Source organism: Clostridium pasteurianum, assembly GCF_001705235.1.
Lineage (GTDB): Bacteria > Bacillota > Clostridia > Clostridiales > Clostridiaceae > Clostridium_S > Clostridium_S pasteurianum_A.
Map to the genome: position 1 here is coordinate 97374 of NZ_MCGV01000002.1, position 22757 is coordinate 120130.

Here is a 22757-nt window from a genome sequence, read left to right on the forward strand (position 1 = left end):
TTACATTTTCAAATTGATACTTTTATTAAAAAGTTCATTCAAAATTATGTAAGAAAGGATAATATTACAATATATAGAATGATATATATACCACTTTTATTAAGGAATGGTATATATAAAAATATTGGGGGACTTTATAATGAAAAGTATAAATAAATTTATAACGTTTTTGCTATCATTGAGCATTATATTGATTTGCGGCAATAATGTAAAAGCATTTCAACCAGTTTCACACTATGTTATTATTGAAAAAGCGTCAAAAAACTTATCAGATAATTCTATAATACGTAAATCTATAGAAAACTATCCTAACATTGCAGCTTGGGGAAGTGTTGGTCCCGATTTAGGTTATATGCAAGTAGGGCAACTTGGAAATTATTCTCCTTGGGCAGATAGATATCACTATTATAAAGTTGGTAGTTATGCTTCTACACAGCTTAAAAATGCACTTCAGTCAGGAGATATGAAAAAAATAGCTTTTGCTGCAGGATGGGTATCGCATATCAGTGGTGATTTAGCATGTCACGGAATTTATGTAAACCCAGAGTGTGGAGTATATCTTGATAATATTAATGGAAGAAAGATGCATGCTCAAATGGAAAAAGAAGCAGAGCCTTATGCTTGGGTAAACATAGGTGGACATTCTATAAATGATTATAATTCTACTAACATACCAAATAATATTTTTAAAAATGTGGACAGTATACCCTTTGATTTAATGAATGCAACATCACAACAAATTTACGGGACTAGCCCTTCGGTTGCTGAAGAAAAATTGTGGGCTAAAACTTTATTTACTGGATTTAAAACAGGCATAGGCTATAATTACGTTAATTATAATGAATCAAAACAGTTTTTATCAAATGGTACTAGAGAAGAACGACTCAAAAATGCATTTAATGAAGGTGAAGACCAATGCTATAAATTATTATCTTATTCTGAAGCTGGTGATTATAGCAAGTTTACCGACAGATGGAATTTAGATGTTGGACGAAGTAATTCGCCTATAAGTTCACTTACTGCAATAATTACTACGGGAACAAAATTAGGAGCTGGAACTGATGATGATATTTACTTTGGTATTCATCTTAAAAGCGGTGAAAAAAAAGAATGGTTACTAGATAAACAAACCTACAATGATTTTGAAAATGGAGCCTGTGACGAATACTATCTATATATAAACAATGTAGACTTCATGCCTAAAATGGTTGATAATGTATGGATTAGAAAAAATCCACAGGTTCCTTTGGTTCAAATTGGTTCTTTAAATCTATAAAGGTTGATGCTAATGGTAATGATGTTTTAGATACTTCACCAAATAAATGGCTTGATGGAAATACCCAAGTAATTTTCAATACAGATTGGTCAAGTGTAACAAATACATCAGATCCAGTATTTAATTAAAAGGAAGTTTTATTATGATTAGTAATAAAGTTTATACATTAAAGAAGTCCTTAGAAATTTTATCCTTTATCATAGGTGTTTCTAGTGTTCTTCTAATTTTAAATATATTTCTTAGATTTATTCCATTTATTAAGCAGGGAGAATTTCCACTGTTAATTCCCATATATGTATCACCTTTAGGGGTTATAATTGCTATATTATCTTTAATAAAAAATAAGAATCTAATAGCTCTATGTGGCTTAACAATAAATTTAGTACTTATACTATTAGAAATATTTTTTATTATTATAGCGCCAAGTGTATTATTACATTAAGGTACCACTATTAAGAGAACTAGAAATTTTCAATAGTAAGCAATATACTAAAATAAAGTATAATAAATTTTATAGATAATATAAAAAAGCAAATGCTGACAATGATCTAAAAGGCCACTATCAGTATTTGCTTTTCACTCTACACATATATTTATAATCCCTTACATATTTTATTTATGAGTTTTTATCCATTGACTCCATGTTGTATTAAAATTATCATTATTTTCATAGCAATAATTATAAAAGTCCTTTAAAAATTTAGAACGCGTTTTTGCATCAGATGCACTGGATGCATCTTGTCCAGATAATAAATTTGCACCACCAATTAATTGCTGCCTTTTCATAATATCATTAAAGCTTACGTTTTTTGCATTTTTCATCATATCATACATTGCCATAAATGTAGTAGTTCTTCCTACCCCACCCCTGCAATGAAAATTTAGCCACGTACCACTAGGAAGTTTTTTTATAAATGATATAAATGAATCAACCTCAACATCTTGAGGCCTTTTATGATCCGGAACTGCAAATCTTACATATCCAATACCTAGAGATTTTGCTAATTGTTCTTCAGTTTGAACATTTTTAATATCATTAATTTTAGAGATATTTCCAACAGACTTTTTGCTTTTACTATTAATCTTTAATTCTTTAGATGCTTTTATTGTATTCAATTTATTTTTTTCATCGTTTACAACTTGATCTTGTGTAAGATTTATATTTTCATCGTCCTTTTTGCCATACCAACTGACACCAATTCCATTTACAAATAAATGTGATTCTTCCCTTAAATCCACATCTATAGTAGGATATTTTCCAATATTTTCTTTTATTAACTTAAGACTGTTTTGAGAAACTGCGCCACTTCCAGACATATTCATTGTTGAAAGTCCATTTAAATTTATGGAAGTTTGTTTATTTATTTTTGTACTTGTACTTCTATAATTCTTGGGCAATGCAATTTTATTATCATTATCAACTACTAACTTTACACCTTTCGAATACATTGAAGATTTAATTTTTTGTTTTTTTGCTACATTTGAATTACAACCACTAATTAAGAGTACTACTATTGATAAGACTAAAACTAAAGTTAAATTTTTACTTTTCACTTGTACATCTCCTTTTTTAGCACTAATGTATATTAAAACAAACATGTAAATAATTTACTTGCCATTATACTACCATAAACAAATTAAAAATATTTTAATAGTAATTTAATAAAATATTATAATTACAGATATGTCTAAAATTATAATATCTACTAATATACTTTTCTTATTAAACTTTATGCAGTTACTCCCTTGTTCATATAACGAGTGTTTAAAGTATTTTCATATGATATAATAAAAAATATAAATCTAGTGCGAGGTAATATATGATAGATACATATGAAGATATGATTAATAAAGAATTGAAAATAGATTGTAAAAAATGTTTTGGCCTGTGCTGCACAGCACTTTACTTTTCAGTATGCGATGGCTTTCCTGAAGATAAGGCTGCTGGTAAACCGTGTATAAACTTGCAATCTAGCTTTGCATGTTCTGTTCACAAAAATCTTAGAGAAAATGGACTTAAAGGCTGCATATCCTATGACTGTTTTGGTGCCGGTCAGAAAATAGCTCAAATTACTTTTAAGGAACATGATTGGCAGAAGCATCCTGAAATAAAAGAAGAAATGTTTGAAGCTTTTCTTATTATGAGACAACTTCATGAAATGCTGTGGTATTTAACTGAGGCATTCTCGCTGCAAACAAATATGGATATTAAAAGAAAAATAGATTTACTTATAAATGATACGCAAAAGCTTACATATCTTTCTGCTCAAGATTTGATAAACCTTGATGTGGACTCACATAGAGATAAAGTCAATGGTTTTCTTAGAGATACCAGCGAAATGATACGTTCTAAAATTAATGGAAAAAAATCTAAAAGATTCGATTACTTTGGTGCAGATCTCAGAAAGTTAAATCTCAGGGGGGCAGACTTAAGAGGAGCATGTCTTATCGCCGCAAATCTTAAAGGAGCAGATTTAAACGGTGCTGATTTCATAGGTGCAGACCTTAGGGATGCAGATTTTAGTGGAGCTACTCTAGAAAACAGTATTTTTTTAACTCAAGGGCAAATTAATGCAGCAAAAGGCAATTCAAAGACAAAGCTGCCAGAAAAGTTATCTTATCCAGAACACTGGGAAAAAACGAGGTGATTTTCACTTGAAAGACAATAGACTCATAGGAACACTTATAACTTGCACATGCACAATATTTGTACTCAGCATATGCATTAGAAGATTTATAGTAACAAGAGATCCACTTACATCCTTTTATATAGGAGTTTTGCTTATAATATTTACTGCTAACATTATTTATTATAAATGTGATGTATAAAAGTACTAGCAATAATTAATTTATTAATATTAAATGTAACCCTTAATGCTCATATACATATATTAACATTAGGGTATGACATTTATGTCGCCCAATATTTGTATAAATTAGGAGAGATATGAATGGCTGGTTCAATTAATACTGTAAATGCTACAGGTGCTAATATAGCTGAGGCTACTGGCAGCGCACAAGCAGTTGAAGTTATCACTACTGCGGATACCACTTTGACCGTTACTTTAGAAACAACTGCTACTAGAGTATTGGTAAATAATCCAGTAACCTACACTATAACAGTTAAAAATACTGGCACAGCTACAGCTCAAGCTGTACAATTTTCCGATGTTATTGACACTACCTACTTTACCTTTGGAACAGTAACTTCACCAAATAACGAGCTTAGTTATGATGCTACTTCACACTCAGTTATTGGTTCTCTTGGAGACATTACAGCTACTACGTCAGTTGTAGTTACAGTTACTTTAACAGGTAAAGCAGCAACTCCAACATCATAAATTTGATTAAAACTGAGCCTATTAATTTAGGTTCAGTTATCATTAATAAGGTAGGTATTTTTTATGCTAGATTCAAATTGTTATTTTCCCGTAGCTTTAATGAAAAATTCTTTAACTGTTAACTCAAGCAATACTTATTCGTGTAATCTATCCTGCTCAGTTATTTTAGTTGAACCTGTTTGGTTAGTTCTTAATCAATATGTTGTTAAAAAAACTTTAAGTTCCGGAACTAGATTGATTTATTACATCTATATTTTAAATAATCTCAATCATAATATATATAATATATATTTAAAAGATTTTTTGCCAAAAGGAGTAAAGCTCTCAGGCACTTGTGTTATAAATGGAAAATATAAAATGTGCAAAAATAAGGTTTTCTATAATATTCACCATATAAAAGCTCATTCCTTTAGTAAAATTATTTTAAGTGTACGTCCAATAACTTCCGGTAAAAAAATAAATTCAATACAAGCTAACTATAGAAAAGATAGAGTCATTATTAATAATCCATGTAAAGCATGTGGCACTATCAGTTCAGATGATATCTTGTGTAGGTGATTATAGACTTAATTAGTCTATTTTTTTTACCTTAAATTATTCATACTAATATACTTCATGTGATAAAATATAATTAGTTTAGTATTGGAGGTACATATGAGAAATTATAGCAGCGAATTATATATAAAGCTTCAAAAAATAATCAACCAGTCGGAGATAAATGATCCATACAAGGCTATTGCAAAAGCTTTAATTCAAAATATAGATAATTTTGAGCATATTACTATTGAAAAACTTGCAGAATTATCTTTTACTTCGATCTCTACTATATCTAGATTTGTTAAGTTTCTTGGATACAAGAACTTCATTGAATTAAAGGAATATTCTAAATCAAATAAACTTTGTCGTTTTATGAGCATGAATGATAACCTTGAAGATTTAAATTTTGATAAGCTTCATGATAAAGATATTTTTAATAATTACATAGATATGATCTGCAGCTCCCTTCAGGGCTTAAAAGAAACTGTAGATTTTAAAAAAATAGACAAAATAAATGAGATGATTTATTCCTCAGAGCACATATCAATATATGCATTTTTGCTCCCAGGTTCACTAGCCAAGTATTATCAATTATCTATGCTTTCTTTAGGTAAGTACTGTGAGTATTACGATTTGTCAGATTCAACTTCAAATGTAACTTCCGAAAAGAGTAAGCTTTCTTTATTTTTTTCCGTTGATGGAAACTTTATAGAATCATCTAGGGATATTATAGTAAAAGCAAAGGCAAATAACGAAAAACTTGTACTCATAACTCAAAATCCAAGAATGAGACTATCAAATATGTTTGATGAAATTTTGTATATGGGAAATTGTGATTCTCCCAAAAGCGGCAGATATAAATTAATGATATTTATAGAGATGCTTCTTAATAGATATTATGTAACCTACTATAAAGATGACCTAATTGACACGAAGTAACAGTATTTTGGAAACTATTTAAATAAAACTCAACAAGACTTTGCCCCAAATAATGAAAAGACTTAGTAATTTTAATCTGTTTGAGCTTTTTTTCAGCGAGTTATTAAAATTTCTTAGTATTTTCATTATTAAAAGCTTACCTCCATATAAGCTTTTAATTCGAATTTTCGGTAGCAGAGCGGAAGAAAATCTTCCTTGCCCTTATTCTAAGCGAAGTAACAGTATTTTGGAAACTGTTTAAATAAAATTGTATAAATCTTAGAGTGATATTTTAAAAAGGCTTAGAAATCTCAATCTGTTTGAACGTTAGTGAGTTATTGAAATTTCTTAGAATTTTTAAAATATCACTCTTAGATTTATTAATTTTATTTAATGTTTCAAAATACTGTTACTTCCCTTATTTTCACAATCTGAAAAAAACGGCTTATTTAGATGGGTTAAACCTTTTCATGTTATGCTACACTGACACTATAAAAAGATTACAATTAAAAATATCGTATCCATTTAGAGGAGGTATAGTACATGAAAAAATTAAAAATCGTTACTATTGGCGGAGGCAGCAGCTACACTCCAGAATTGATGGAGGGTTTTATTAAAAGATATAAAGAACTTCCAGTTACAGAAATTTGGCTGGTAGATATTGAAGATGGAAAAGAGAAACTTGAAATAGTTGGAGCTATGGCAAAAAGAATGTGGAAGGCTTCAGGCTACCCATGTGAAATACATTTAACGTTAGATAGAAGAGAAGCTTTAAAAGATGCGGACTTTGTAACAACACAATTCAGAGTAGGTCTTTTAGATGCTAGAATAAAGGATGAGAGAATCCCATTAAGCCACGGCATATTAGGTCAGGAAACAAATGGTGCAGGAGGAATGTTTAAAGCATTTAGAACCGTACCAGTTATACTTGATATTATTAAAGATATGAAAGAATTATGCCCTAATGCATGGCTTATTAACTTTACAAATCCATCAGGCATGATTACAGAAGCTGCAATTAAATACGGCGGATGGAGGAAAACCGTAGGACTTTGCAATGTCCCTATAAAATGCATGATGATGGTAAGTGAGGCTCTAGATATTCCAATTGACGACTTAACCTTTAAGTTTGCAGGCATTAATCACTTCCACTGGCACAGGGTCTGGGATAAAACAGGAAAAGAAAGAACAGCAGATGCTATTGATATAATTTATAATCCAAAGAGCACTAAGAAATTTGAAGGTGTATCCAATATACAGGACATAAAAATGCAGTATGAACAGCTTAAGGACTTGGGCTTACTTCCTTGTTTCTATCATCGTTATTATTATGCTTCAGATGATATGCTTAAAAATGAATTAGAAGAATTTAAAAAGGGTGAAACAAGAGCTGAAGTAGTTAAAAGACTAGAAGCGAAGTTATTTGAATTATATAAAGATCCTAATTTGGATTACAAGCCAGAAGAGCTTTCAAAAAGAGGTGGAGCTTATTATTCAGATGCAGCCTGTGAAATAATTAATTCCATTTACAACGATAAGGGTACAACCATGGTAGTAAGCACTCAGAATAACGGAACAATTTCAGATTTACCTTATGACTGTATTTCTGAAGTATCATCAGTTATAACTGCAAATGGACCAGTACCTATTAACTGGGGTAAGTTTGATTCCGCACCAAGAGCTCTTTTGCAACACATGAAGGGTATGGAGGAAACAGTAATTAAAGCTGCTGTTACAGGAGATTACAATAAAGCTTTACATGCTTTCACAATCAATCCTTTAGTACCAAGTGGTCACATTGCAAAGGATCTTTTAGATGAAATGCTGCTTGCACATAAAAAATATCTTCCTCAATTTGCAGAAAAAATCAAAGAGCTAGAGAAATAAAAATGATGTGGAACGTTAAAAAAAGTCTATAAATCTAAGGTAAAGAAATCTTAAGAGACTAAGGTATTTCAATAACTCGCTGAAAAGATGCTCAGACAAATTGAAATATCTAAGTCTTTTAAGATTTCTTTGCCAAGATTTATTAGACTTTTTTTAAATCGTTCCACATCATTCTTATTTCTCTTGGGGGGAGTAATGCAAGGAGGATTTTCCGCCGCTCTGCTTTGGAAAATCTACATTTTATAAAAGAACATGGGGGCGACACATTCAAAGTATGGGTATTAACTTTGCTCCGCTCGTTAATAGGCGCGAAAGTTACATTTGGTAAAGGTTAAGGAATATTTTCTTACGCTAACGCTCCCAAAAATCTAAAATTTAAGTTTATAAGCTTTTCTTAGCGAAATGGATAAAAAGTCACCATCATCCTTAATTTTTTTTAATGCGCCAGCCTCATTCTCCCTATTTGCTGCACTTTACAGTCTGTGATTCTGGAAAATATGTTAATATTGAACCACTGCTGCCATATGTTTTATACGTAGCCGTAAATGTGTTATATTTTTTAGCACGCTTTATAAGTTCCTTTTTAGACAAACCATTGGTTTTTATTACAACTATTTGAATGTGATCATAATTTGTATCGGTAACAGGATTCTCAAAATCATTCATATCCTCTATATTGTCAGTTGCATCTGCACCTACGTTAGGAAAATTAGGTTCCAGATGTAAACTACCTGCATTTACATTATTTAATTTCTTGTGAACCTTAAAACAATATGACATAACTACATATTTATCTTTATGCTTTTTAGCATCTTCAAGCACTGAATTTGATATTCCAAAGTTTCTCATAGTATCTATAGTTATATCTTCATCTTCATCTTCAAACTCTATAGAACTTAAAGTAAATGATAATAAATTTTTACGTGTTACTTTCCTATGCACAAATATAATGACCCCCAATAATAAAATTACTATCATTATCAGACTTAATATTTTTGATTTTTTTGACATCGTTCATCCTCCGTTTTATTTCATTCTTGCTATAATAAATGTCTCTTTACCACGCTGTCCTTTAAAAGAATCTGATGATATTGGCCAATCGTTTCTATCAACAGGATGAGATGAATACTTTATTTCACCATGACCTACCGTAGTGATTACCATAGCATGATGTATACCCTCATTCTTATTTTCATCATACAATAAATCCCCTGGTTGTATATTATATTTTTTAATTGCTTTTTTTACATCTGATACTGAATTTAGCTTTATTAAGTCTCCATTGATATACCCATTTTTCTGTAAATACTGAAGCTGCTCTTTAGGTCTTACCCATGATGTTGAAAAAGTATCATTGGCATTTTCGTATTCAGCATTATAAGGAGTTACAAGATTAAATTCACCTGAAATTTCTTTTCCTTCTTTTGTGCTTTTATCATGCTTATAATACCAGTCCTTAGTCATTTTTACGCCTCCAGCACATAGTACCTGTGACGTAAAATTTGCACAATCTGAGCTGCCTGCCCCACTGCCCTTTATTTTATCAAATAGTAACCTAGCTAAAATTTGAAGTTGCTCGATATATGCATCATTATCGAATCTTATGTAATCGTGATTGTATGGTGCTGAATGACTTTCAGAACTTTTACCGTTGCCATTGTTATACTTGGAGTTTGTAGCATATTTTAGTATAGCCTTTCTATCATACTTTCCATTTTTATATAATTTGGAATAGGTGCTTGTCCTTTTCTTGATATTACTATTGGCATAACTAACTACACTTGATGTACTTTCATTGGCAGCTATGAACCTTCGTTTCTCCTTCTCCGCTTCATTAGCTATGTTATTTAACATATGTATTTCATTTCTGCCAACCTTTATTGCTTGGCTCATTTTATCTTTAAGAATGAACATCTGTGTTGATACTTCATCAAAATGTAAAATTAAATTAAATAAATTTTGAGTTCTCTCATTTTCCGCCGCAATCATTTCTTTAACCAATGTTACAAAAGCTTCAACGCTGTCGGTGTCCATTTTTATTTCAGGCATTACTTATTGCTTCCTTTAGCTACGTTTTTCTAAGTTATGATTTTATTAAAACCTGCTTAACAATTTAATTCTTATGTTTTGCAATATGTTAAGTTATGTATATATTAACATATTTTTTAATTATATTTTAATTTTAATCCCATTTTATTTTTATTTATTAAAATATAATTAAAACTAATATTAAACTTTTTCATACTTATTAAACTATATTTACTATTGACAAGCCTATTCAAAGACACTATACTTGTAACGTAAATAAATATTCATTTAAGCGAGGCTCCTATACAAGATATACGCTTCTGCCCAGAAATATCGAAAGATACCAATGGGTGAACAGATATTATCGAATAAGGTATTATCTAACGAAGCTGAGACATTCTCAAAGCTGTATAGTGCTAAAGCTCAATAAAAAATATGATTTTTAATTGAAGTTTTAGAGCCTTTTGGGGCTCTTTTTATTTTTTCATTTGGAGGTGAGTATCAATGGACGCAGACCCTGGTCATTTATGTATTATTAAAATTTCATACAAAAGAATATTAGCTTCAGAGAATGTCTGTATCCATTGGTATGCCTAAAAGGCATTCTCTAACGCAAGCCTGTTAGGGAGGTAATTTAAATGAAGAAAAAAAACAAACTTCTTTTTATACTAGGCATAATAGGTCCAGGCCTAATCACTGTAAATGCAGGTAATGATGCAGGCGGAATAGCTACATATGCCACTGTTGGAGCTTCCTATGGCTACAGCATGTTATGGGGACTTCTTCTCATAACCTTCAGCTTAGGAGTAATACAGGAAATGAACGCAAGAATGGCCGTAGTAACAGGAAAAGGCCTTGCAGACTTAATACGTGAACAATTTGGAGTTAAACTTTCTCTTTTCGCCATGGTTGTATTATTTATCGCTAACTTTGGAGTATGCATTGGAGACTTCGCCGGCATTGCTGCAAGTCTTGAGCTCTTTCACATAAGCAAGTATATATCTGTTCCAATTATGGCACTCATAATATGGTTTATACTTACAAAAGGCTCTTATAATAAAACTGAAAAAGTATTTTTAGCTTTCACCTTAGTGTTTTTTACATATATAATAACCTGTTTTGCAGCTAAACCGGATTGGAATAATGTACTTACATCTGCAGTTACTCCAACCTTAAAATTTAATAAAGATTACATATTAACATTTATAGGCATGATAGGTACAACTATAACACCTTATATGCAGTTCTATTTGCAATCATCTGTAGTTGATAAAGGTATCAGCATAAAAGAACTTAAATATGAAAAATTGGATGTTTACTTAGGCGCTCTATGGGGCGATTTGGTAGCGTTTTTTATAATAGTATGTACTGCAGTTACGCTTTTTAAAGCTCATATAACTATAACTAGTGCGGATCAAGCGGCTCTTGCACTAAAGCCACTAGTTGGAAACTATGCAGCAGTATTATTTGGTATTGGACTTTTTGGAGCTTCAGTTTTAGCAACCATGGTAATTCCACTATCTACTTCTTACGCAATATGCGAATCTTTCGGATGCGAAAGCGGAATGGATCACTCATTTAAAGAAGCACCAGCCTTTTATAGCATTACTGGTTTTATGATTTTTGTAAGTGCTGCACTAATATTAATACCTAAAATTGCACTTGTACAGATAATGCTAATATCACAGGATTTAGCGGGTATACTATGTCCTATTATATTGGTTTTCATGGTTTTACTAACAAACAATAAAGAGCTCATGGGAAAGTACGTAAATAATAAATTACAAAACATTGTAATATGGATTACAGTTATCTTTATTGCTACTCTTTCAATAATTTTGTTTGCATTCCCTATAATAGAGAAATTCATTTAAGAGAAATAAAAATTATGTGGAACATTAAAAAAATTCTATAAATCTAAGGTTAAAAAATCGTAAAATGCTAAAATATTTCAATAACTCGGTGAGAAGATCCTCAAACAATTGAAATATCTAAGTATTCTACGATTTTTTAGCCAAGATTTATTAGGATTTTTTTAAATCGTTCCACATAATTCTTATTTCTCTTATAGAGGTAATGCAAGGTAAATTTTTCTCCGTTTCTCTACGAAAAAGTCCATACTATATTATTACACACTACCTTAATGTCTACTATTAATAATTTTGATTTATTAATAGTAATGATTATTTAGAACTCTTATTAATATAGAGAATGCCTGATTAAGGTAAAGAAGGATACGGAAGAATTTTTTCCTTGCTTTACTCCAAAAGTGAATTAACATTGATGAAGTAACAATTAAAAAAAGTTCTAAAAAATCTTAAAATACTAGGGTTTTGAATCTATTTGAACGCTAGTGAGTTATTCAAAACTCTTAGTATTTTAAAATTTTTTTACCTTAGATTTATAGAACTTTTTTATGTTACGAATCAATGTTAATTCACTTTGCTGCATACTTTACATGGGTTATTAACTGTACATTTTGCTTCTTCACCTATAACTTCTATTGAATTAACTTTTTTTCCTAAAGTTACTGGATATACGCATATAGTAATTTTGCAAAAAGAAAATGCTTCTATTCTATTAATATAATAAAAAATTTTATTATTATATTTTTTATATCTCCCATGTTCAATACGGGTATTTGCAAATTTCACACCATCCGGTAAAGTATCTTTTAATTTTATATTAAATATATCATGTCTAAGATTATTTATAATGTAGACATAATACACTAAACTATTTTCTTGACTTGATTTCCATCTAACAGCATACTGATTAAGTATTAAGCATATGCGCTTTAGGACAACCGTTGAACATGGTACCCTACTCATAGAATCATTGTTCAAATCATCATTTTTATAATTTTTTCTTAGATATAGTGGCAAACTGTATTTCGAATACATAATAAAAATACCTACCTTTTAACATTAGTAATATGTATGAAAGCCTACATGTTCATCCTTAACCTTTTTACTGTCGTATCATCATCAGTATACTATCTCTCTCATTTTTTATAATTTACATAAATTTGCGTTCTAATTTTAATATATGGAATATGTACATATGTGTTGATTAAAAATTTATATTTCGCTTGCCTGTGTAACAATGTTATGTTACACTATATACATGATAACAATGAAAGGACTAAGAGTATGGAGGATTCAGAATTAATTTCTAAAAAAGATTTACTTAAGATAACTGGAATTTCCTACGGACAGCTGTACCGATGGAAAAGGAAGACACTCATACCAGAAAAATGGTTTATAAAAAAATCAAGCTTTACAGGACAGGAAACCTTCTTTCCTAAAAAAGAAATACTCGAAAGAATAGACAAAATAAAGAGCTTCAAGGATGATATATCCTTGGATGAACTTGCAAAAATATTTTCTCCAGAACTTTCAAAAGTACTTTTAAAGGAAGATGACTTATTAAAACTTACTATAATCTCCCAAACTGTAATAAACCTATATAAGAATAAACATAAAAATATAAATATGTTTCAATTTAATGACGTATTATTTATGATCATAATAGATAAGTTTATTAAGTCAGATAAAGCAAGCCTTGAAGAGTGCAAATTAATACTAGATACTCTAGAAAAAAATCACAAAAACTTTGAGGGAAAATATTATAATGTAGTACTTATAAGAAAGCTTGGAGTGGCCGTATGCTTCCTTGTAGCACTGCCAAACGAATTGTACCTTGAATCACAGGCATTACTTGTATTAAATATAGACGCCGGTAAATGTGCCGAAGAATTAAAATCAAAATTAACTTATTTGAAAGGAAGTTTTTAGTATGGAAAATAATCTATCAGATGCGAAAATTTCAGGAGTCGGAACCATTAGCGGAGGAAGATATAATGAAGTAAGATCAAGCGGTTCCAGTAAAATAGATGGTGATATAGAATGCAATTCCTTTAAATGTTCTGGTGCCTCCACCGCTAATGGAAATATAAAGGCTAAAATAGTTGAAATAAGCGGTGCTACTAAAATATTAAAAAATGTAGACACTGAAGATATAACAGTAAGCGGCTCCACAAATATATTAGGAAATATTACTACGGGCAATGCTAGGTTCAGCGGTTCTGCTCATATACAAGGTGACGTAAACGCAAAAAAAATTAAAATAAGCGGTTCTGGACATATAGATGGAAGTCTTCATACAGACATCATAAAAATATCCGGTACTGCAGCTATAAACGGTGATTGTGAAGCAGAAACCTTTGATGGAACAGGCTCATTTAATATAGGTGGACTCTTAAATGCAGGTGATATAAATATAGACATTTACGGCAAATGTAGGGTAAAAGACATAGGCGGAGAAAACATAAAAGTACAGCTTGGTAAATATCATCCTCTTATTAACATGGCAGCTATGTTTTTAGGCTATAAAGGTCTTGTAACCAATGTCATAGAAGGAGATAACATTTACCTAGAAAGCACCACAGCGAAAATAGTAAGAGGAAATAACATCACCATAGGACCTGACTGCACTATAGATACAATAGAATACAGAAATAAAGTAAATATGGATTCAAACTCCAAAACAATCTGCAAGAAAATAGACTAAAAACCTTAATTGGTAATTTATAAGAATTGCTAAGCAAGTTGGGGGTTTTTTGTCATCTAACGAGACGAAAAAAAGTTGTAATCGGCGCAGCCGAAGTACGGGGTATTAACTTTGCTACGCTCGTTAATAGGTGAGGGGTTCGCCTGCGGCAAAAGTTATGGATAATTTTCTTACGCTAACACTCCCGAAAATCTAAAATTTAAATTAAAAGCTTTCCATAGTGAAACGGAGGAAAGGTATCCATGTTTTACTCAAAAAGCGAATTAACATTGATGAAGTAACGATTTAAAAAAATTCTAATAAAGTTTGGTTGAAAAATCATAAAATACTTAGAGTTTTCAATATTATCGTATATGAGGTTTGGGCTTTAGCCCATTATCCTTCTTAACCTAATAAAAGCACTCTCTATATTATGAGAATACTTGTTTAAATAATCATTAATATTAAAGAATAAAAGTTATTAACCGTAAATATTAAGATTGCCTATATTCTATAAAGAAGGATAATGGGTCTACGACCCAAACCCCATGTATGATAAGCTTTATAGAATTTTTTTAATGTTATGAATCAATGTTAATTCGCTTTAATTTGACATTACTTTGACATCAATGTATTATATTTAATATGAATAATATAGATAATTCCATAAATTTAATTGCAAGAATCAGAGAAAAAGCTAATAAATTTATACTTAAAGAGCTTGAAGCATTAGGTCTAAAAAATATTGCACCTTCACATGGAGATATTTTATCAGTGCTTTTTAAACGTAAAGAAGCAACCATGACAGAACTGGCAGATATTATACACAGGGATAGATCTACTGTAACAGCTTTAGTAAATAAGCTGACCACCTTTGGATATATTTCAACTAGAAAAGACCCTAATGATAGCAGGTCTACCATCGTTTATTTAACAGAAAAAGGAGAGAACTTAAAATCAGGTTTCAGGGAAATTTCATATAAGCTATATAAGGTTGAATACAAGGGAATTTCAGATGAAGAAAAAGCTTTATTTCAGAGTCTTTTAGAGAGAATCTATAAAAACTTCTAAGACTCTCTTTTTTTAAAAAAATACTTTTATATCAAAGTAAATTGGAGGAATTAAAAATGAAATGCAAATTAAAAAATTTAGAAGTAAATTATGAAGTTTATGGTTCAGGAAAGCCAATTATCATGCTGCATGGATCTCCAGTAGATCACAGAATAATGGAAGGCTGTATGGAACCAATATTTAAAAATAGAAATGATTATAAGAGAATATATATAGACATGCCAGGTATGGGAAAAACTAAAGGAGCAGACTGGATTGTAAATTTAGATGACATGCTAGAAGTCATAATTGATTTCATAAATAAGGTTATCCCAGGTGAAAACTTTTTACTTGCAGGTCAGTCCTTTGGTGGCTTCTTAGCAAGAGGTGTAATTTACAAAATGGCAGAAAGAATAGATGGTTTACTATTAATATGTCCAGCCATTTTTTTAGATGAAAAGAAACGAAATGTCCCACCACATATTGTTTTAAAAAGGGATACTGATTTATTATCGAAGCTAGATCCTAGAGATGCAAAATCCTTTGATTCTATACAGGTTGTACAGGATGAACCTAAATGGGAAAGATATAGAGATGAAGTACTTTCAGGGATAAAAATAGCAGACATTGATTTTCTAGAGAACCTTGATGCCGGCGGATTTGAATTTTCTTTTAAAGTTGATGACATAAATAAAAAATTTACAAAACCAACTCTCATGCTCCTAGGTCGCCAGGATGATCATGTAGGATATAAAGATGCCTGGAGCATTTTAGAAAACTATCCTAGAGCAACCTTCGCAGTACTTGACATGGCAGGACACGGCCTGCAAATGGAACAAAAGGAACTATTCGATTCCTTGATTAAAGAATGGCTTGAAAGAGTAGAAGAATTTTCACCTTGCGTTACTTCAAAAGCAAATTAACATTGATGATTGAAGTCATCTTCAAAAAAATAATAAGTCCATCTAGTGACTAATTTTGCGTAACATTTCGTCAACTGACCCCACTAAGACTGTCTAGTATTAGCAGAACCAGTTTCCTCGTATTACACAAAATTATTTCACAATATGAACTTGTTATTTTCTTTCAGATGCCTAAAAGAGTTCTAATAAATCTTGACTTAAAAATCATAAAATACTTACATATTATCATATACAAGACTTGGGTGCACATATCACCTACTGACGAGCGAAGCAATGTCAGCACCTCACAAACTAATAACGGCCAGTACACTCTATTTACACCCAAAATTCCGTAGGCACGGAGGAATTTTTTCCTTGCTTTACTCCTAAAGGGAAGTAACTTTGATGAAGGAACAATTTAAAAAAATCCTAATAAATCTTGACTTAAAATCATAAAATACTTAGTTATTATCATATACAAGGCTTTGGCTAATCTCCATCACCTGCTGACGGGCAAAGCAATGTCAGCACCTCTAAACCAGTGATACCTAATGCACATTATTTACGCCCAAAATTCCGTAGGCACGGAGGAATTTTTTCATTGTTTTACTCCTAAAGGGAAGTAACCTTGATGAAGGAACAATTTAAAAAAATCCTAATAAATCTTGACTTAAAAATCATAAAATACTTAGTTATTATCATATACAAGGCTTTGGCCACCATCACATCACCTGCTGACGAGCAAAGCAATGTCAGCACCTCACAAACTAATTATGCCTAATACACATTATTTACGTCCAAAATTCCGTAGGCACGGAGGAATTTCTTCCTTGCTTTACTCCTAAAGGGAAGTAACCTTGATGAAGGAACAATTTAAAAAAATCCTAATAAATCTTGACTTAAAAATCATAAAATACTTAGTTATTTCAATTTGTCTGAGCATCCTTTCAGCGAGTTATTGAAATATCTTAGGATTTTTTGATTTTTAAGTCTTAGATTTATAGGATTTTTTTAATGTTCCAAATCAAGGTTACTTCCCTTTCTTTATTTTAAATCCATCAATAAGCTTTTCTAATCTCAAAGCAATTTCCGCATTCTTATTTGATTCAACAATTATAGAATCATTTTTATTATTTACCTTCATAACATTTGATGCAATGTCTCCAGAGGTCTTTGCTACTTCTGAAACTGAAACTGAAACATCCTCCATACTTTTTGTAATCTGATTTATGGAATCAGAGACATTTTTAGAAATATCCGCAAACCTCTCTATTATGTCTTTAAATGTATCTCCATCTTTTTTATATTCACTAGTAATTGAAATTAATTTATCATAATCTTTAAGAACATCTTTTTCAATAAATACCAAAATATTTTGTGACGAATCTGAAAGTTTTCCTACTGCACTTAATACTGTACTAATTTTACCTTCAATTTCAGAAACTGTATTTGACGATTGTTCAGCAAGTTTTCTTACTTCCTCAGCAACAACTGCAAATCCCTTTCCTTGATCTCCAGCTCTCGCAGCTTCTATTGCTGCATTTAATGCAAGAAGATTTGTTTGATTGGCTATTTCATCTATGCTCTTTGCCATTTCTGATATTTCACTTACAACCTTTGCCTGTTCCAATGCTTGTTCCAATTTTGCCTTTACATCCTGGTATATATTTTCTGCATTTCCTCTTGCCCTTATAGAATCATTATTTACCGCCACTGCTCTTTCCTGTATATCAAGTGCAACATTTAAACCTTGACGTGCATTTTGGGTAGAAACATTAACTTCTTCTTGTACTGTAGTTGCCATTGATGTAACTTCCTCAACTGCTGCGGAAGATTCTTCCATTCCTGCCGATATTTCTTCTGTAGCTGCTGATATCTGCTGAATTTGACCACTTACTTCGGAAAACATTTCATTTGTAAGTTCGCTGCTTTTCAAAATACTCTCACTTTCATCTTTAATTGAGTGCATGCTTTCGTTAAGTTTTTCAACAGCACTATTTAATCCAGTAATAGTCTTCCCTATTTCATCTTGAGCAGCTACCTTCATCTCAAAATTAAGATCACCTTTAGATAATTTTGATGCACCCTCCATTACTTCTTTAACTTGATTTACAATACTTTTTCTAATAAGGTATGTAAGTACTATACCCAAAATAATACTTACAATTAAAAATATAATTAATTGTGTAGTAGAAGCCGCTGTTATATCTTGTGAAACCTGTGCTTCGCTGCGTGTTAATTTATCCTGCAGGTTTATCATATCCTGTATACTTGTAATCAAATTATTCTGTGGCTTATCTAATTCAGCAAGAATGCCTTGAAGCTCCTCATTAGTTACTCCAACCTTCATGCTTTTTAATAATGCATCATTAAAAACTGTAAATGCAGCTTCGCGATTTTTTTGTATCTCGCTGAACTTTTGTTTACCTTTTTCCGTATAAACAAGATTACCAAGTTGTTTTTCACTTTCAGTATAACTTGTCATACTTTCATCCATAACTTTTTTTTCTTTTTCCATGTAATCCTTATCATTAGAAATGGCTATATTTCTCAAACTTATTGCTATTTTATTAATATTACCTCTCATATTGTACGACAAGCTTAATTTCTTATTTTCCGTATTAGCCATCTTACCAATTGTTCCATTAATTTGATGTAGCCTAAATATTGATAATAAAGATGCACTCATTACCAAAATAGTCATTAAAGAAAAACCAATAATTAACTTGTTTGACAGCTTTATTTTATTGAAGTTCATGAATTTATTCCTCCTAAGCTTTTTTAAGTATTTATACTATCGACATTTTTTGACACAACTTTACTTGATTTAATTAAGTAAATTATGCCTATTTAACGTTAATTGGGCACTGATATATACGATATATACTATATTTTAATAATAAGAGCCATCATTAAAAATATTCGAAAAATATTGTCTTAAAATTATATAAATGTATTTAAAAGTAAAGGAAATAGTGGATAATACGTAAAAAACCGTATTTATAAAACTTTTATAAAAAGCATTAATAATTTATAAACAAAATACTAACTTCTTATGCATGTTACTCTTTTAAATTGAGCTGCAATATATTGTAATATTTTATTAATACTTTATTAACTGCCCTGACAAATAACCGTCACAAAATAAAAATATAATATTCTCATATTAAATTAAATGCTCTTACATATATTAGGGGCTGTATCAGGAGGAATTTCCCATGAAGGAATCAAAATCTTTTAAAAAAATAGTCATGCTTTTATTTACTGTCAGTTTAGCTATATTTCTATTAGCTGGCTGCCAAAAAAATAGTGCTTCTGCCTCTAATGGATCATCAAATAGTTCAAAAAAATTTGATGTATCGCAGATGAAACAAAAATATCAGGAAAAACTAAAGGACCTTGTATCAAAGGGAACAATCAATCAAACTCAATCAGATAAAATCCTAACAACCTTGACAACAAGAAAACGTGGTAACGGCGGACAACATAATAGAGGTGGACAAAATAAAGATAATCAAAATAATACTAATGGAAATAGACAAAACTTTAATCCATTAAATAAACTAGTTCAAGATGGCACAATTACTCAAGATCAAGCAAATACTGTATGGCAGGAGCTGCACGGAAGCTTCAGTAAAAATAATAATTCAAATAATCAGTAAAAGTTAAGAGTTAAGAGTGAATGTAGGTTTTCCAGAGCAAAGCGGCAGAAAATCATTCTTCATTTTTAATTCTTCTTTCTTAATTCTTAATTTTACTTTAAGGGAGGATATTCAATGAGAAATTCATCAAAGAAAGTCTTAATGCTATCATTATCAGCATTAGTAGTATTGGGAAATTTAGCGTTTATAAATAAGTTTTCTTACAAAAATCCTTCACAAAAACAGTATGTTTTATCTAGCTATTTTCCTAAGCGAAATTTAATTAGAAGACAAATACACAAGAAAACTAGCTGGCAATTGCATACAACAGGTGATTCTAATAATTGGCAAAATAATAGTACTCAAAATGCTAAACCTCAGAATACATCGACAGTTACAAGTTTACCCGCAAGTACAGAGGGGTCAAAAAATTGGGCAGGATATATAGATACTCCTAATTCCAATAACAGTTATAATAGTGTTTCTGGTAGTTGGATAGTACCTAATATTTCAGAAGGTAGCTCAAATTCAGCAGCTGCACAATGGATTGGTTTAGGCGGGGTAACATCTTCAGACCTCCTTCAGATGGGTACAATGGAGCAGCTAGAAAATGGACAACCAGTAGCAGAAGTATTTTGGGAACAACTTCCTTCTGCTTCTCAAGAAGTGATGAGTGTTCCTATTGGATCAAAAATTAATGTTAATATATCTAAAGCCCAGGATTCAAGCTCAGTATGGAATTTAACTTTTACAGCCAATACTCCTGATAATAAAATTGAAACAAAAACTATATCAGTAACCTTAGATCCTTCTTACATTCAAGGAATTGGAACATCAGCAGAGTGGATTAGTGAAGATCCTTCTAGTGAAGATGATCAATTATTTCCTTTAGCCAATATGGGTACCATTCAATATCAATCAGCATTAGTTAATGGACAACCTTTAAATGCCTCAGCTAATAATGCTAAACCTGTTGCTATGGTATCAAGTAACGATAATACCATTATGATTTCACCTTCTTCGCTTGGTTCAGATGGAGAATCCTTTAGTACTACAACGTTAAGTTCTAATGAGTCTTCTGATTATAACGTAAGAAGATTTAAAAGGATTATGCCAGATCGACGTGGAAGTCATTTTTACTATGATAGATAATTAAATATTGATGCCAGTAAAAATACACTTTTAGGAATTTAAGGAACAAAACAGTATTTTATAAGCATAAATACTATAAGTTCTGGATTTATTAAAAGAAAAATATGTCAATATAAAAAAAGTTCAATATGTAAAATTAAGGTTAGACTCTAGCAAAGGTTATTATTTTTAATGTTTTGCCAGAATCTAACCCTAATTTTAGTGTTTTTAATATCCAAAGCTTTTAATTTCTTTACATAATGCTCAATAGCCATTTGTCATTGTAAATCACCTTAAGTTTTACATATAGAATACGATTATGTATATTAGTAATTAATTATAAAATATAGGATGTAATTTACATGAAAAGAATTTTTTCAATTTTTTGTATGAGTTTATTATTATTCGTTGGAATTTTTTCAACATGCGGCAATCAAAAAGTATTTGCAGAAGAAGCACCAGCTTTAAGTAGTTTTAATATTATAGGGTATTCTTATGATGCTGTCAGAAATAGCTATGGAAAGGACGAATATTTACCAACATCCGTAGCTGAAAAAGACCCTGTATATGGATCAACTGCTTATATATATACAGAATCAATAGGTTACGGAAACAGACCGAGCTTTTTTGTAGATGGTAAATACTACGGAAATCCTGTTGAAGATTTTAATTATTTTTTGACATATCAAGACAGCCAAGAGGCTTATGGTAGTATAAATGCTTATCCTGTTGATAATTTAACTCCAGGCAAACATACTATTAAAGTATGTACTGAATCATCAAATCCAACATATAGAGGTGGTTCTCTTGTATATCCATCATTTAGTGATTCTATTACAATAACGGTTCAATAAGTGGAGGCGACAATATGGAAATAAGACCTACAAGTACTTCTCCAACCTTTAATAGAGTAACCAAAAATAATAAAGTCCCTAGTACAGGTTTTTCAACTAAATTAGAAAATGCTATTAATAAGCCTGACTCAGAAGATTTGATGTTAAAGGATATTGAAAGTGAACCTGAATGTGACAGAGAAGGAGATATGATTCTATATGAGCTTTTTGACAAAAATTTTAAAGGAAAATCCCTCCAGTGGGTCAAACAAAATTGTGGACTTGTAATGTTTCCGCCACCCTCAGCACCAGGGCATGTAATAAAGGAGTTTCTGGATTATTCAAAGACTCTTTCTCCATCTGACAGGGATTCACTAGGTCTTTTAGACGCAGCAATTGAGTATCAAGATAATAATGATAAAGCGCCAGCATACAATGAGGAATGCATGATTAATGTTCTTAAACATCTACTTGCACGCAACGAACTAAACGCAAGGGATCTTTCTTCTGCTGTATACACAAGCATAAAATCATTTTTGAACAACGTTATAAAAGAAATAAAAAATGAAGAATTAAAAGTTAAGAGTTAAAAAATGAATAATTAGAAGCATAAGGATTTGGTAAACAGCTTCCTTCTGCTTCTCAAGATGTGATGAGTATTC

General features: G+C 30.9%; 22 protein-coding genes and 1 riboswitch. Of the genes, 16 read left to right on the forward strand and 6 right to left on the reverse strand.

Features of this window, described 5'->3' with window-relative positions; genetic code table 11:
• The first annotated feature begins 139 nt into the window (after positions 1–139).
• Positions 140–1276: a zinc dependent phospholipase C family protein gene (locus BEE63_RS20620; RefSeq protein WP_242874993.1), complete on the forward strand. Its 1137-nt coding sequence runs from the start codon at positions 140–142 to the stop codon at positions 1274–1276.
• 159 nt (positions 1277–1435) lie between these two features.
• Here BEE63_RS20620 and BEE63_RS22370 read toward each other — a convergent pair whose 3' ends face one another.
• Both BEE63_RS22370 and BEE63_RS20630 read right to left on the reverse strand, forming a co-directional pair.
• On the reverse strand, positions 1436–1567 hold the full coding sequence (locus BEE63_RS22370; RefSeq protein ID WP_278286389.1) for a hypothetical protein: 132 nt from the start codon (positions 1565–1567) through the stop codon (positions 1436–1438).
• A 321-nt stretch (positions 1568–1888) separates the two neighbouring features.
• Complete coding sequence (locus BEE63_RS20630) at positions 1889–2830, reverse strand: fused DSP-PTPase phosphatase/NAD kinase-like protein (protein WP_242874995.1); 942 nt, start codon at positions 2828–2830, stop codon at positions 1889–1891.
• A gap of 266 nt (positions 2831–3096) precedes the next feature.
• Between BEE63_RS20630 and BEE63_RS20635 the strand changes: the two genes are divergently transcribed.
• The 6 genes from BEE63_RS20635 to BEE63_RS20655 all read left to right on the forward strand — a co-directional run bounded on the left by BEE63_RS20635 (position 3097) and on the right by BEE63_RS20655 (position 7959).
• Complete coding sequence (locus BEE63_RS20635; RefSeq protein WP_066023386.1) at positions 3097–3924, forward strand: pentapeptide repeat-containing protein; 828 nt, start codon at positions 3097–3099, stop codon at positions 3922–3924.
• A 7-nt stretch (positions 3925–3931) separates the two neighbouring features.
• The gene (locus BEE63_RS21895; protein ID WP_175400901.1) at positions 3932–4105 is read left to right on the forward strand and encodes a hypothetical protein; all 174 of its coding nucleotides are present in this window, start codon (positions 3932–3934) and stop codon (positions 4103–4105) included.
• Positions 4106–4227: 122 nt separating this feature from the next.
• On the forward strand, positions 4228–4617 hold the full coding sequence (locus BEE63_RS20640) for a CARDB domain-containing protein (protein ID WP_066023387.1): 390 nt from the start codon (positions 4228–4230) through the stop codon (positions 4615–4617).
• Positions 4618–4680: 63 nt separating this feature from the next.
• Positions 4681–5175, forward strand: a complete 495-nt coding sequence (locus tag BEE63_RS20645) for a hypothetical protein (protein WP_066023388.1) — start codon at positions 4681–4683, stop codon at positions 5173–5175.
• A 96-nt stretch (positions 5176–5271) separates the two neighbouring features.
• Positions 5272–6093, forward strand: coding sequence for a MurR/RpiR family transcriptional regulator (locus tag BEE63_RS20650; protein ID WP_066023389.1), 822 nt, complete (start codon positions 5272–5274; stop codon positions 6091–6093).
• Between the two features lie 522 nt (positions 6094–6615).
• Positions 6616–7959, forward strand: coding sequence for a 6-phospho-beta-glucosidase (locus tag BEE63_RS20655; protein WP_066023390.1), 1344 nt, complete (start codon positions 6616–6618; stop codon positions 7957–7959).
• 459 nt (positions 7960–8418) lie between these two features.
• Here BEE63_RS20655 and BEE63_RS20660 read toward each other — a convergent pair whose 3' ends face one another.
• Together BEE63_RS20660 and BEE63_RS20665 are read right to left on the reverse strand one after the other, a co-directional pair.
• Entirely contained in the window at positions 8419–8901 is a 483-nt protein-coding gene (locus BEE63_RS20660; protein WP_139111580.1) for a hypothetical protein, read from the reverse strand.
• An 84-nt stretch (positions 8902–8985) separates the two neighbouring features.
• On the reverse strand, positions 8986–10008 hold the full coding sequence (locus BEE63_RS20665; RefSeq protein ID WP_066023392.1) for an amidase domain-containing protein: 1023 nt from the start codon (positions 10006–10008) through the stop codon (positions 8986–8988).
• Between the two features lie 255 nt (positions 10009–10263).
• Positions 10264–10428, forward strand: a riboswitch (M-box (ykoK) riboswitch).
• A gap of 197 nt (positions 10429–10625) precedes the next feature.
• On the opposite strand from BEE63_RS20665, the gene BEE63_RS20670 reads away from it, so the two are divergent.
• Positions 10626–11861, forward strand: coding sequence for an Nramp family divalent metal transporter (locus BEE63_RS20670; protein ID WP_066023393.1), 1236 nt, complete (start codon positions 10626–10628; stop codon positions 11859–11861).
• Between the two features lie 558 nt (positions 11862–12419).
• Here the strand turns inward: BEE63_RS20670 and BEE63_RS20675 are convergent.
• Entirely contained in the window at positions 12420–12890 is a 471-nt protein-coding gene (locus BEE63_RS20675) for a hypothetical protein (RefSeq protein WP_066023394.1), read from the reverse strand.
• 207 nt (positions 12891–13097) lie between these two features.
• Between BEE63_RS20675 and BEE63_RS20680 the strand changes: the two genes are divergently transcribed.
• The 4 genes from BEE63_RS20680 (at position 13098) to BEE63_RS20695 (ending at position 16511) form a co-directional block, all read left to right on the forward strand.
• Positions 13098–13784 carry a YhbD family protein gene (locus BEE63_RS20680; protein ID WP_242874997.1) on the forward strand — a complete coding sequence of 229 codons (687 nt, stop codon included), beginning with the start codon at positions 13098–13100 and terminating at the stop codon, positions 13782–13784.
• A gap of 1 nt (position 13785) precedes the next feature.
• On the forward strand, positions 13786–14559 hold the full coding sequence (locus tag BEE63_RS20685) for a polymer-forming cytoskeletal protein (RefSeq protein ID WP_066023396.1): 774 nt from the start codon (positions 13786–13788) through the stop codon (positions 14557–14559).
• Between the two features lie 624 nt (positions 14560–15183).
• Positions 15184–15609 (forward strand): MarR family winged helix-turn-helix transcriptional regulator, encoded by a 426-nt coding sequence (locus BEE63_RS20690; RefSeq protein WP_066023397.1) that lies wholly within the window; start codon positions 15184–15186, stop codon positions 15607–15609.
• 56 nt (positions 15610–15665) lie between these two features.
• The gene (locus BEE63_RS20695; protein ID WP_066023398.1) at positions 15666–16511 is read left to right on the forward strand and encodes an alpha/beta fold hydrolase; all 846 of its coding nucleotides are present in this window, start codon (positions 15666–15668) and stop codon (positions 16509–16511) included.
• A gap of 1009 nt (positions 16512–17520) precedes the next feature.
• On the opposite strand, the gene BEE63_RS20700 is transcribed toward BEE63_RS20695, so the two are convergent.
• A complete protein-coding gene (locus BEE63_RS20700) occupies positions 17521–19248 on the reverse strand; it encodes a methyl-accepting chemotaxis protein (RefSeq protein ID WP_066023399.1) in 1728 nt (575 codons plus the stop codon).
• 460 nt (positions 19249–19708) lie between these two features.
• Here BEE63_RS20700 and BEE63_RS20705 point away from each other — a divergent pair, with 460 nt between their 5' ends.
• From BEE63_RS20705 to BEE63_RS20720, 4 genes are all read left to right on the forward strand, one after another.
• Positions 19709–20152, forward strand: a complete 444-nt coding sequence (locus BEE63_RS20705) for a hypothetical protein (protein ID WP_066023400.1) — start codon at positions 19709–19711, stop codon at positions 20150–20152.
• A 114-nt stretch (positions 20153–20266) separates the two neighbouring features.
• On the forward strand, positions 20267–21283 hold the full coding sequence (locus tag BEE63_RS20710; RefSeq protein ID WP_066023401.1) for a G1 family glutamic endopeptidase: 1017 nt from the start codon (positions 20267–20269) through the stop codon (positions 21281–21283).
• 341 nt (positions 21284–21624) lie between these two features.
• Positions 21625–22116 (forward strand): hypothetical protein, encoded by a 492-nt coding sequence (locus tag BEE63_RS20715; protein ID WP_066023402.1) that lies wholly within the window; start codon positions 21625–21627, stop codon positions 22114–22116.
• Positions 22117–22130: 14 nt separating this feature from the next.
• Positions 22131–22685: a hypothetical protein gene (locus BEE63_RS20720; RefSeq protein WP_066023403.1), complete on the forward strand. Its 555-nt coding sequence runs from the start codon at positions 22131–22133 to the stop codon at positions 22683–22685.
• The last annotated feature ends 72 nt before the right edge of the window (positions 22686–22757 follow it).